Here is an 11940-nt window from a genome sequence, read left to right as displayed (position 1 = left end):
GCGTTCAATGCGAAGTGAAAATGCGGAAATCTGCACAATCGCCAACCTGATTCACAGCCATGCGTTTACGCTAGGATCAAGCATGGGTTGCACCACCGTGCAGCCGTCAAATCGTGACCGCTATCATGACCCTGATGGACCTCAACCTTCCCGCGCTGGAAATGCAGACGCTGTTCGATGCACTGCCGGACGTGGTGTTCTTCATCAAGGACAGCGAGGGCCGCTACACCCATTGCAACCTCACCCTGGTGCGCCGGCTCGGGCGCAAGCTGCGCAGCGAGATCATCGGCCGTTCGCCGCTGGAAGTGTTTCCGTTGCCGCTGGGCGGCAGTTACATGATGCAGGACCGTCGCGTGCTGCTGGGCGAGCTGATCGACAACCAGCTCGAAGTGCATCTGTATCCCAACCGCTTGCCCGGCTGGTGCCTGACCTTCAAACGCCCGCTGTGCGAGGCCAACGAAGTGATTGGCGTGGTGGGGATTTCGCGCGATCTGGGCCAGCCCGATAGCCGGCATTCGGCCTACGAGCGCCTGAGCCAGGTGATGGAACACATGCAGGCCAACTTCGGCGACAACCTGCGCGTGCAGGCGCTGGCCGATCTGGCCGGGCTCTCGGTGGCGCAGCTGGAACGGCACTTCCGTCGCGTGTTCCAGGTCACCCCGCAGCAACTGCTGACCAAGCTGCGCATCGAATCGGCCATGCGCCTGCTGTACGGCGACGACAGCATCGCCAGCATCGGCCAGCGCTGCGGATTTGCCGACCAGAGCGCATTCGCCCGCCAGTTCAAGGCCACCGTCGGCATGACCCCGCGCGATTACCGCGCGTTAAAGGGCCAGTTGTAAGAGCGCCGGTTGCAGGCTGCAATCGGGTGCTGACACACAGCTGGCACAAATGCAGAATTCGGCAGGATTGAGCGCCCCGCCGCAGCGCATTTTGGCTTCCTTGAAACAGGGCGGCGCTGAAGGGCGCGTCAAGGTGAGCCGGGACCCGGATGATAGAATTCCGGGTTTCCCCTACTGCGTTGCCAATGGCCAGCTTTTTCCGCCGCAACAAGCCCACCACGCCCGACAGCTCGCGGACCTCGCGCTATAGCCTGGAAGAACTGGCAGCCGCATTCCCCACTGCACCATCGGCCGCCACGCCTGCATCGCCGGTCGAGGCCATGCCGCCTGCGCAGTCCGGCACAGTGCCTACCGCCGCCGCGCCTGTCGCGCCTGCACCGATAGCCGAAACCACCGCGCCAGCGACACCGGCTGAGGCGCTCGCACGCGATATCGCCGCCCGCACCGGCCAGGCGCAGAGCATTGCCGCTGTGCCGAGCGCGCCCGCCGCGCCCACGCCTCCTGTGCCGTCCGCCCTGCAGGCGTTGCCAGACCCGGCACCGGCTACCGCGCCCGCCGCGCCGACCCCGGTGGTAGTGGTGCCTGTCGTTGTGCCACCGCAGTCTGCACCAACGCCGCCTGTCGCTGCCCCGGCGCAACCTGCGACGCTGTCGCCGAGTGCCACACCCTCGGTCTCAGCACCGGTTGTTGCGGCTCCTGTTGTTGCGATACCCGCTGCCGCCCCGCCGGTCGCGGCGCCGCCCGTGGTCGTGCCGCCCGCCGCAACACCCACTGCGTCCACGCCGCCCGCCGCAACTCCTGCTGCAAGCGCCACACCGCTGGTGACCGCACCAGTCATCGTCAGCAGCCCGGCGCCAGCGACGCAGGACAGCGACAGCATCGTCGGCCAGCACGACGCACTGCCTGCCGCACCGGCTGGCAAGCCGGGTTGGCGCGAGCGGCTGCGCAACAGCACCTTCGCACGCAGCTTCGGCGGCCTGTTTTCGCGCAATCCCAAGCTCGATGACGATCTGCTCGACGAGATCGAAACCGCGCTGATCACCGCCGATGTCGGCATCGGCGCCACCACCGCCTTGATCGAAGGCCTGCGCAAGCGCATGAAGTCGCGCGAATTTGCCGATGCCCAGGCCATGTTCAAGGCCCTGCGCGCCGACCTCATCGCGTTGCTGCAGCCGGTGTCCAAACCGCTGGTGATCGACCGTTCGGTCAAACCGTTCGTGGTGCTCACCGTCGGCGTCAACGGCGTTGGCAAGACCACCACCATCGGCAAGCTGGCCAAGCGTTTCAAGGACGAAGGCAACAGCCTGATGCTGGCCGCCGGCGACACCTTCCGCGCCGCCGCCGTGGCGCAGTTGCAGGCCTGGGGCGATCGCAATGGCGTGGCAGTGATTGCGCAGGGGCAAAACGCCGATGCCGCCTCGGTGGCGTTCGACGCCCTGCAGGCCGCCAAGGCACGCGGCACCGATGTCTTGATCGCCGACACCGCCGGCCGCCTGCACACCCAGACCGGCCTGATGAACGAGCTGGGCAAGATCCGCCGCGTCCTCGGCAAGATCGACGCCGCCGCGCCGCACGAAGTGCTGATGGTGATCGACGGCACCACCGGCCAGAACGCCATCTCGCAGCTGCGTCAGTTCCATGCGGCAGTCGGCGTCACCGGCCTGGTGGTGACCAAGCTCGATGGCACCGCCAAGGGTGGCGTGGTGTTCGCGCTGGCGCGCGAGTTCAATATTCCGATCCGTTTTGCCGGCATCGGCGAACGCCCGGAAGATCTGCGCGTGTTCGACCCGGTCGCCTTCGTCGATGCCTTACTGCCGGAAGCGCTGGGCAGCTGAGTTGGAAGACCCCTGCCCGCATCTGCAAGCACTGTGCGCACAGGCACTGCAGGCAGGTTGCACGGTGCAGCAGGTGTCGCACGGCTGGTCGCGCGCCAAACAGGTGCTGGAGTTCGCCCAGCCCTTGCCTGCGACGTTACGCGCACAGGGCCGCGTCGATGCACCAGTGGTTGCTTACCATGCACCAGCAGAACCGCACTGGCCTGGCGATGAAGGCTTCTTCTGCGAGCAATGCCTGGTCGGACTTGCATTCCCGCTGCAGTGATCGGGCCCCACCACAGCGTACGGTCGTCCCGGTGTCCGTGCTGACACCATTGCCGTTCATCGCCTCCCTTTGCCAGCAGACCTCATGCCCGCAGACCTTGCCGCTTCATCCGCTGACGCTTTCGTCGCCCCGTTGCTGCACTGGTTCGACGGCCACGGGCGCCACGATCTGCCCTGGCAACATCCACGCGCGCCGTATCGCGTGTGGTTGTCGGAAATCATGTTGCAGCAGACCCAGGTTGCGGTGGTCATTCCGTATTTCCAGAAGTTCGTTGCACGTTTTCCAACCCTTGCCGATCTGGCCGCAGCCGACAACGACACGGTCATGGCGCACTGGGCCGGGCTGGGCTACTACGCACGGGCGCGCAATCTGCATGCCGCCGCCAAACAGTGCGTCGCCTTGCACGCTGGCGAGCTGCCGCGCGACTTCGATGCACTGCTTGCGCTGCCCGGCATCGGCCGCAGCACCGCCGGTGCGATCCTGAGTCAGGCGTGGAACGACCGCTTTCCCATCATGGATGGCAACGTCAAACGCGTCATGACGCGCTTCCATGGCATTGCCGGCTACCCCGGCCTGCCGGCGGTCGAAAAGCAGCTGTGGCAGCTGGCGACAACGCATGTTGCGCAGGTCCCCGACGGCCGCCTGGCCGACTACACGCAGGCGCAGATGGACTTCGGCGCCACGCTGTGCACGCGTGCCAAACCGGCCTGCGTGTTGTGCCCGTTGCAGGATGCCTGCGTTGCCCGCCGCGAGGGTCTGGTGGAGGCGCTGCCCACGCCCAAACCGGGCAAGCTGCTGCCCGAGCGCGAAGCGACCGCCCTGCTGCTGGAAAACGCGCACGGCGAGATCCTGCTGCAGCGTCGCCCGCCCACCGGCATCTGGGCCTCGCTGTGGACGCTGCCGCAGGCCGAGACCGACAGCGGCATGCGCGCCTGGTTCGCCACGCATCTGGATGGCGACTACGAACGCGCCAACGAGATGGCGCCAATCGTGCACACCTTCAGCCATTACCGCCTGCATCTGCAGCCGTTGCGCTTGCGCAAGGTCGCACTGCGCGCGGCGGTGCGCGACAATGACGATCTGCGTTGGGTCGCCCGCACCGATCTCGGCTCGCTGGGCTTGCCGGCGCCGATCCGCAAGTTGCTCGACACGCTTTAAGCACGCCTCAAAGGAATTCGCATGTCCCGCACCGTGTTCTGCCAGTACCAGCAATGCGACACCGACGGCCTGGATTTTGTGCCGTATCCCGGCGAACTCGGCCAGCGCATCTTCGCGCAGATCGGCAAGACCGCGTGGCAGGCATGGCTGGCGCACCAGACCATGCTGATCAACGAAAACCGGCTATCGCCGCGCGATCCAAAGCATCGCGCCTTTCTCGAAACCGAGCTGCAGAAGTTCCTGTTCGAGCGCAATGCCGACAAGCCCGAAGGGTATGTGGCGCCGCTTGGCGAGGAGTAGTTGGTTCCGAGATTGGGAATTTGGGATTGGAGACTGGCACTGATGTCGGGAGTCGATCACAGGAATGCGTGATCACGCATCCTGCGGCGATGCTCCGGACATCTACAGCGGTGATTCGCGATGACACGCACTGGCCCATCCGGCATTGAGCTGCACGCAATCGATGCCTTTGTCACCGACGCTGTCGACACGCAGTGGCAGAAGGTCGCGATGATCATTGCCAGAGCGCTCACAGACGCGCAGTTGAAGCTGGCCGATGTCGAGGACGCGGCCGACCACGTTGCGCAGCGCATTGCCCGCCTTGTTCGCAGCGGTCGGCTTGAGGCTGCGGGCGATATCACAGACTGGCGACATAGCGAGGTGCGCCTTGCCGCGCATTCGCCGCACGTACGCTGAGGCGTCCGCGTTAGGCAATGCGTCGTGTAGTGCGCTGTTTCAGGTATCCAAGAGTAGCTAGCAGCACGCCTGCGCTCACCGCCAAGCGGGCGCACCCAGTGCACGATGCGTCATGTCCCACGCGTCCACCGCAGCTCTTGCGCGTCGTCCACACCCACCTGACGACTGCCCGCGACGTTTTGTGAGCCGCTCCAAGTCCCCAAGACGAGGTGCCGCAAAGGTCGTTCGCCCGTTGCGCCGCGCGCGTGCCAACTGGCGGTGTAGGCGCGGCCTGCGTGCATTGCCGACCGCTGCTGGTCCGGTACCACTGGGTTTCGGGACTCTGGAACGCGGCCTGCGACGCCGTTAGACCCTCACACTCTATTGCCAGACATTCTATTTTTACATAGATTGTCAGACATGCCGAATCACGCCACGCCCGCACTACCACGCTTCCGCGCCGATCCCGCCAGCATGCAGCGCCTGCGCGCGTCGGCCGGGCGCGCCTGCACCTTGCTCAAGGCCATGGCCAACGAAGATCGCCTGCTGTTGCTCTGCCAACTGGCCCAGGGCGAACGCAATGTCGGCGAGCTGCACGCGGCCACTGCCATCGTGCAGCCCACGCTTTCGCAGCAATTGGGCGTGTTGCGCGATGAAGGCCTGGTCAGTACCCGTCGCGCCGGCAAATACATCTACTACCACCTCGCCAGCACCGACGTGCTGGCGGTGATGCAGGCCCTGTATGCCAGCGTCTGCGGCGCCGCGGAGCCAAACTGACATGGTCGTCGATTGGAGCAACTTCACCCCGTTGAGTGCATTGGCCGGCGGCGGCTTGATCGGCCTGGCTGCTGCGTGGCTGATGCTATTCGAAGGACGCATCGCCGGGGTCAGCGGCATTGTCGGCGGCCTGCTGCAACGCCAGAACCGCAGCGAACGCAGCTGGCGCGGCGCCTTCGTGCTCGGGTTGCTGAGTGCTGTGCCGCTGTGGGCCATCGTGCGGCCGCTGCCTTCCATGCAGCCGCAGGCGGCATGGTGGCTGTTGCTCGGCGCAGGTTTGTTGGTGGGGTTCGGTGCGCGTCTTGGCGGCGGCTGTACCAGCGGGCACGGGGTGTGCGGCATCGCCCGTGGCGCCCGCCGCTCGCTGGTCGCCACCTCCGTGTTCATGGGCGTGGCGATCGCCACGCATGCCTTGCTCGCCACGTTGCGGGGCGTTTGGTGAATCGGGTTGTCAGCAGCGCGATCGCCGGGTTGATCTTCGGGATCGGTCTGTTGCTCTCAGGCATGGCCAATCCGGACAAGGTGCTGGGCTTTCTCGATGTCGCCGGTCGTTGGGACCCATCGCTTGCGCTGGTGATGCTCGGCGCCATCGGTGTCGCGGCACCTGCGTTCTGGTGGGCGCGTCGGCGTGGTCGAACACTGCGCGGGGCATCGCTGCAGTTGCCCGCCCAGCGGCAGATCGACGCCCCACTACTGTGGGGCAGCGCGCTGTTTGGCATCGGCTGGGGGCTGGTCGGGCTCTGCCCGGCGCCCGCACTGCTCGGCGCGGCTGCATTACAGCCGTCCAGCCTAGTGTTCGTGCTGGCGATGCTGATCGGCATGCGCATGCACCTGCTCTATCGACGGCACGCCGAGCCTGATCTGCATCGCTGATCGCACCGCTCGCCGCTGCGGCTGTATCGCCGGCCATCCGCGGTGCAAACCACTGCCCACGCTTGCGTGCATTGGCGCCCGCGATTCAAGGCACGCTTAGAGCAGCTAACAAAACTACTGTGGTGCTCGGAATCGGCATGTACCACCCGTACACTCCGGTTCCTCCGCGCCGTCCACACCCACCTGACGACTGCTCGCTACGTTTTGTTAGCCGCTCTTATTGGCGTCCGCAAAGTTTTCACGGTGACGCTGCCAGAGCATCGCGGCCTTCCAGCAGCAGCCAATCGGCAATCCCAATCGCGCATCGGTGAGGCCACCGCGGAACGGCAGCGCCACCCGATACGACAACGCGCTCAGCCCACGCCAGTCGGCCCATCCAGCAACATGCGGATGCGCTTAAGCAATTCCTTCTGGGTGTACGGCTTGTTGACCACGTCGAATTCTGCGCCGCCGACATCGGTGCGCTGAATGCTGGCATCGGCATAGCCCGTAGTGAGCAGCACCTTGACCTTGGGCAGCATGCGGCGCGCTTCGCGTGCGAGCACTACACCGTTCATGCCACCGGGCATGATCAGGTCGGTAAACAGCGCATCCACATCCGGGTGCTGTTCCAGCAACTCGATCGCCTCGCGCCCGCTCGAGGCGGACAGAATGCGATAACCGGCATTTTCCAGAAACATTTTGGCCACCACCGCCACGTCCTGCTTGTCTTCCACCACCAGGATGGTCTCGTTGCCGCCTTTGTCGATGGCACGGCTCTTGACTGACTGCAGGTCGTTCTCGAACTCGCTGGATGCCGGGAAATACAGCCGCACCGTGGTGCCTTCGCCGACTTCGCTGTAGATGCGCACCGTGCCGCCGGACTGTTTGACGAAGCCGTACACCGTCGACAACCCCAGCCCCGTGCCCTGCCCCTCGTCCTTGGTGGTGAAAAATGGTTCCATGACGCGGCTGGCCACGTCAGGCGGCATGCCCGCACCGGTGTCGCTGACGGCGATGCTCACATAGCGGCCCGGCGCCAACTGGTGATGCATGGCCAGATCGTGGCTGGTGACCTCCACGTTCTGGGTCTGCACGGTCACTTCTTTGCGCTCGGACTGCGCCATCGCATCGCGCGCATTGATCAACACGTTCAACAAAGCCACTTCGGCCTGCGTGGTGTCGATCTGGCAATTCCACAGCCCGTCTTCGAGCGACTGCCGCAGGCTGATGCCGCCACCCAGCGCGCGCTCCGCCATGTTGTTCATGCCCGACACCAGCCCATTGAGATTGACCACCCGGCCACGCAGTTTCTGCTTGCGCGAAAACGCCAGCAATTGCTGGGTCAACGTGGCTGCCTTGGACGCTGCGATCGCGGCATGTTCGGCACTGAAGGCGATGCGCTCGGCGTTGGCGCCCGCTTTGGATGCCATCATCTGGATCACTTCCAGATGTCCGGACATCACCTGCAGCAGGTTGTTGAAATCGTGCGCGATGCCGCCGGTCAACTGCCCCAGCGCTTCCATCTTCTGCGCCTGGCGCAAGGCGTCCTCGGCGTCGCGGCGACGGCTCACGTCCAGCTGCGAGCCGAAGAAATACACCAGGTTGCCCTTGTCGTCGAACACCGGCGAGACGAACAACGCGTTCCAGAACGACGAACCATCCTTGCGGTAATTCAGCACCTCGGTGGCGAGTTCGCGGCGGTGCTGGATGGACTCGCGCACGTCCTGCACGCTGGCCGGATCGGTCTCCGGGCCCTGCAGAAAGCGGCAGTTGCTGCCGATGATCTCCTCGGCCGAATACCCGGTCATTTCCAGGAACGCCCGGTTGGCGAACACGATCGGATTGTCAGGCAAATGCGGGTCGGTGACCGTCATCGGCATCCGCGTGGTTTCCACGGCGGCAAAAAAGATATCCGAGCGATGCTTCTCTACAGGCAGGCTGCGAGATTCGCTGATATGAGGCGCCCGTAGCTCTCCGTGACGGGTATCGTTCAAGTGATGGTCTCCGCGGGGCCATTCCCGGCGCACAGTTTAGTTGGGCGCAGTGAGCTAATCCCTCACATCGATGAGCCTTTCCGGTACGGCTGCGCTCGTCGATGCAACCAAATGCAGTGGCCCTGCGTAGGCGGGCATCACGGGCAACGCAGCCGCTTAACGCAGCACGCCGGTGTCGGCCAAGACGGGCACGCGCCCGCGCTGTTTTGCCGTAGCATGCCCGGGCAGTTTGCAGCTCTTGCGCCGTCGTCCCGCCGTGTCGGTTGCGTCGCGCGCGCCTACTCCCACGCCGGTGCGCACGCCTGGCGATCATGCGACGCCACCATGCCGGGCTATCAGACCCAGATTCACGAGTTGACCTTCGGGCAGCAGACATACGTCATCCGCGCATTGGCGGACAAGCAACAATTTGCCGACCCCGACGACGCTGCCGCCGACGCCGGCATTTCTTCGGCGCAGTGGAGCCTGTTCGGCCAGGTGTGGCCAGCAGGACAGTTGCTGGCCGAAGCGATGGCCACGCGCCCGGTGGAAGGCAAGCGCATTCTGGAACTCGGCTGCGGCCTGGGCCTGGCGAGCCTGGTGTTGCGCAAACGCGGCGCAGACGTGGTGGCCAGCGATCACCACCCACTGGCAGAAGTATTTCTGGCGTACAACGCAGCGCTCAACGCGCTGGAATCGGTGCCCTATCGCCGGCTAGATTGGGACGCGGGCGCAGCGAACATGGGCCAATTCGACATGATCATCGCCAGCGACGTGCTCTACGAAACCCGCCACGCCACCATGCTGGCCAAATTGATCCCGGGGCTGGCCAAGCCGTCCTGCGAGATCGTGATCAGCGACCCTGGCCGCGGCAATGCCAACGCGCTCTCGCGCATGCTGGCAGATATCGGGTTCTCGCTGATCGCCGGCGAACGCCAAGCGTCGGCGCAGGTAGCCAAGGCGCCGCGTCTGTTCGTCTATCGCCGCAATATGGACAACTGGTGGCCGGCAGACGCGTGAGGGCAGCGCACCGTCACGGCGCAGGTGTGTAGTCGGACAACAGCACCGGCTTGCGCGGATCGGCTTTGATCTCCTTGTGCTCGCTCAGGCGCAGCGCATCGGCGTCGGGCGCGTCGTCGGTATTCAATTCCCAGGCTTCGATCACGCGCTTGTGAAACAGAAATGCACGGCGTGTGCGGTCGTAGCGGAAGGTGATGTAGTCGGTCCAATGCTGCCCGCACGACACGCCGTTCTGCACGGTGAAAAATCTGCCGGTCGCCACCAACCCATCTTCCGCATCCAGGAAGGGATCGCACTGCCCGCCCTCGTCGGCCTTGAAAATCACACGCGTGTTGCGCCCGGCCTCCACAAAGCCGCTAGCGGTCGCCACCAGCACCAGCAACGTGCGCGACGGCGCGGCGCGATCGCCAGAGCGCGTTGCATCTTCGGTCGCGGCGCGTAAGGCAACCACGTAGTCCTGTTGCCCATCGCCAGTCAGATCCGCACTGGCCACAGCAATGACCACCTGCCCGGCAGGCACCAATTTGGCAGCACCTGCGGGCAGCGTGGCGGCGCCAGCTGGCATCGCTATTGTCATTGCCATTGCCGCCATCCACCACCAGCATCGGGTTGTCATGGCCGTTCCCTCCTCTGGTCTGCATCGAGCGCGCAAGCATAGCCGGCAATCCTTGCAGCCGCGCGATGGCATACGGTGCGAGCACACGCTCAATGACGATGCCGACCTCGATACCGCGCAGGACCGACAGTCACGCCGACCTACCACGCCACCGAGAGCCACAACTCCCGCACGACAGCGCTCAGCCGCATTATTGCAAGGCTTTGCTGCGTGGATGCCTCCGACATCGCGCGTCAGACGTCACAGTGCCGGACAGCACCCCTCCACCACGCATCAGCGCCTTATCATCGACGCAGGCGAAGCCGGGCTGCAGGCGTGCAAAGCGGGTTTCACCTCCACCGGCAGCAGCCGTGCACCGCACTTCAGGAACTCCATGAAACGACTCATCGCCTGTCTCGCACTCTCGACCTGCTTGCTTTGCGCCGCAGCGTCGGCCGAAGAACTCGATGCGTATCTGCGTGCCCACTACCCGTCGTTGAAGTACGTCGAGCGCTACCGCGCCACGTATCCCGAAGATGTGCAGGGCAGCGCTGACGCATGGGCGGCAAGCGCCAGACTTGCGCCGGAAACGACAGCCAGCGATGTTTCGCGACGGCTTGTCGGCCTCGCGGATCAGCACGTCGCGCTCACCGGGGCGAAGGCCGGTAAGACAGAGACCTTGGGCGTTCTGTTCAGAACCTCAAGCGATGGTCACATGATCGTGTGGCGCATCCTGGATGCGCGCATCACCGGCCTTGCGCAAGGCGACAAGGTGCTGCAAATCGACGGAACACCCACGTCGGCATGGCTGAAAAACGCAGCAGAGCTGACGTTCGGCGGCAACGCGCGCGCGCGACAAGCGGAAGCTGCGCTGTCGCTCGCACTCGGCACACCGGCGGCGCATCAGGTGGCCGGTGCCGGCAAGACAGTTACCCTGCGCGTGCAGAGGTCCGCGCAGGCGCCGCGCCAGGTCGCACTGCCCTATCAGCCCATGACCCAGGAGCTGGCGCGCACGCTGGCATCCGCAGTCGATGCGCCTGATCTGCCCGAGGTTGCGCAGGTCGGAAGCACCCGGGTGGGAAGCATTCGTCTGGGTGCGTTTGCGCCGCAGTACAACGCTACGTTCACTGCGGCGGCAGAAGCCAGGGAGGCTGCAACTGCAGAGACAAACGACCCGGACGCGCCCATGTTGGCGGGGTTTTGTGCGGTGACCCGGGAGTTGATCGGTCGCTACGATGCCATTGCAGCGCGCTCGGATGTCATGCTCATCGACTTGCGCGGCAACATGGGCGGATTCGCACGCGAAGTGCGCGGATTCGCCTGGGCACTCACCGGACGCAAGCCAGTGAAGACCTACGAGATGAGCGCGTCGGGAACGCCGGAAATCGTGCGTCTTGAAGCGCTGCAGGACGATGCCAGCTGCGGCAGCGTCGCGTCGCACAAGCCGCTCCTTGTACTGGTGGATGCAGGCACCCGATCGGCCGGCGAATTGCTGGCCACATACATGTGGGCCAGCGGCGCCAGGATCATGGGCGAGCGCACCATCGGCGCCGGCGGTGGCCGGGATTCGCAGAGTGAGGGTGTTGCGTTGGGCGATTCCGGATATCGCGCGCTTGTCAGCGAAAATTTCTACATCTTCGATCCGACGGAAACCCTGCGCGCTGGCGAGATGGACGAAGCCACGCTCGTCGATCGCGTGGCGGCAGACGGTTTTCACCCAAGCCGAACACATCCCTTCGCAACCCAGTCCATCGGCGTGGTGCCAGATGTGCCGCTTGCGATCGATGCGGCAGACTTGAGCGATGGCGGCCATGGTCTATTACGGCGCGGCCTGGTGGCCGCCGGAGTCACCAAGTGATTTCCTGCCTCTTTCATACACGCCGGTAAGCACATAACCGCTGATAACGATGATGCAGCGTTGAATCGATCGCGGTAGGCTGCCAGT

Annotated in this window: 12 protein-coding genes and 2 other RNA genes; 12 read left to right on the top strand and 2 right to left on the bottom strand. The window is 64.8% G+C overall.

The window, feature by feature from the left end; translation table 11 throughout:
• Positions 1 to 125: 125 nt before the first annotated feature.
• The 10 genes from ASF90_RS14635 to ASF90_RS15835 all read left to right on the top strand — a co-directional run bounded on the left by ASF90_RS14635 (position 126) and on the right by ASF90_RS15835 (position 6638).
• Positions 126 to 842: an AraC family transcriptional regulator gene (locus tag ASF90_RS14635; RefSeq protein WP_082473564.1), complete on the top strand. Its 717-nt coding sequence runs from the start codon at positions 126 to 128 to the stop codon at positions 840 to 842.
• A gap of 185 nt (positions 843 to 1027) precedes the next feature.
• Positions 1028 to 2677, top strand: a complete 1650-nt coding sequence (gene ftsY, locus ASF90_RS14630) for a signal recognition particle-docking protein FtsY (RefSeq protein WP_055851602.1) — start codon at positions 1028 to 1030, stop codon at positions 2675 to 2677.
• A 349-nt stretch (positions 2678 to 3026) separates the two neighbouring features.
• Positions 3027 to 4100 (top strand): A/G-specific adenine glycosylase, encoded by a 1074-nt coding sequence (mutY, locus tag ASF90_RS14620; protein ID WP_055851595.1) that lies wholly within the window; start codon positions 3027 to 3029, stop codon positions 4098 to 4100.
• A 21-nt stretch (positions 4101 to 4121) separates the two neighbouring features.
• Positions 4122 to 4400: an oxidative damage protection protein gene (locus ASF90_RS14615; protein ID WP_055851591.1), complete on the top strand. Its 279-nt coding sequence runs from the start codon at positions 4122 to 4124 to the stop codon at positions 4398 to 4400.
• A gap of 120 nt (positions 4401 to 4520) precedes the next feature.
• Positions 4521 to 4796, top strand: a complete 276-nt coding sequence (locus tag ASF90_RS14610) for a DUF3658 domain-containing protein (RefSeq protein WP_055851588.1) — start codon at positions 4521 to 4523, stop codon at positions 4794 to 4796.
• 112 nt (positions 4797 to 4908) lie between these two features.
• Positions 4909 to 4984, top strand: a non-coding RNA gene (locus tag ASF90_RS22485) — sX9 sRNA.
• A 211-nt stretch (positions 4985 to 5195) separates the two neighbouring features.
• Positions 5196 to 5552, top strand: a complete 357-nt coding sequence (locus ASF90_RS14605; protein ID WP_168371664.1) for a metalloregulator ArsR/SmtB family transcription factor — start codon at positions 5196 to 5198, stop codon at positions 5550 to 5552.
• A 1-nt stretch (position 5553) separates the two neighbouring features.
• Positions 5554 to 5994, top strand: coding sequence for a YeeE/YedE (locus ASF90_RS14600; protein ID WP_055851583.1), 441 nt, complete (start codon positions 5554 to 5556; stop codon positions 5992 to 5994).
• Complete coding sequence (locus ASF90_RS14595) at positions 5991 to 6425, top strand: DUF6691 family protein (protein WP_055851581.1); 435 nt, start codon at positions 5991 to 5993, stop codon at positions 6423 to 6425. The genes ASF90_RS14600 and ASF90_RS14595 overlap by 4 nt, the downstream gene beginning before the upstream one ends.
• 137 nt (positions 6426 to 6562) lie before the next feature.
• Positions 6563 to 6638: non-coding RNA, sX9 sRNA (locus tag ASF90_RS15835), on the top strand.
• A 140-nt stretch (positions 6639 to 6778) separates the two neighbouring features.
• Here the strand turns inward: ASF90_RS15835 and ASF90_RS14590 are convergent.
• A complete protein-coding gene (locus tag ASF90_RS14590) occupies positions 6779 to 8401 on the bottom strand; it encodes a hybrid sensor histidine kinase/response regulator (RefSeq protein ID WP_055851579.1) in 1623 nt (540 codons plus the stop codon).
• 324 nt (positions 8402 to 8725) lie between these two features.
• On the opposite strand from ASF90_RS14590, the gene ASF90_RS14585 reads away from it, so the two are divergent.
• The gene (locus ASF90_RS14585; RefSeq protein WP_055851577.1) at positions 8726 to 9400 is read left to right on the top strand and encodes a methyltransferase domain-containing protein; all 675 of its coding nucleotides are present in this window, start codon (positions 8726 to 8728) and stop codon (positions 9398 to 9400) included.
• A gap of 13 nt (positions 9401 to 9413) precedes the next feature.
• Here ASF90_RS14585 and ASF90_RS14580 read toward each other — a convergent pair whose 3' ends face one another.
• Complete coding sequence (locus ASF90_RS14580) at positions 9414 to 9983, bottom strand: hypothetical protein (RefSeq protein ID WP_055851575.1); 570 nt, start codon at positions 9981 to 9983, stop codon at positions 9414 to 9416.
• Positions 9984 to 10014: 31 nt separating this feature from the next.
• Here ASF90_RS14580 and ASF90_RS14575 point away from each other — a divergent pair, with 31 nt between their 5' ends.
• The gene (locus ASF90_RS14575) at positions 10015 to 11853 is read left to right on the top strand and encodes a S41 family peptidase (protein ID WP_082473563.1); all 1839 of its coding nucleotides are present in this window, start codon (positions 10015 to 10017) and stop codon (positions 11851 to 11853) included.
• Positions 11854 to 11940 lie beyond the last annotated feature (87 nt).

The organism is Xanthomonas sp. Leaf148 (assembly GCF_001423585.1).
GTDB lineage: Bacteria > Pseudomonadota > Gammaproteobacteria > Xanthomonadales > Xanthomonadaceae > Xanthomonas.
This window is presented reverse-complemented; position numbering and strand designations above follow the sequence as displayed.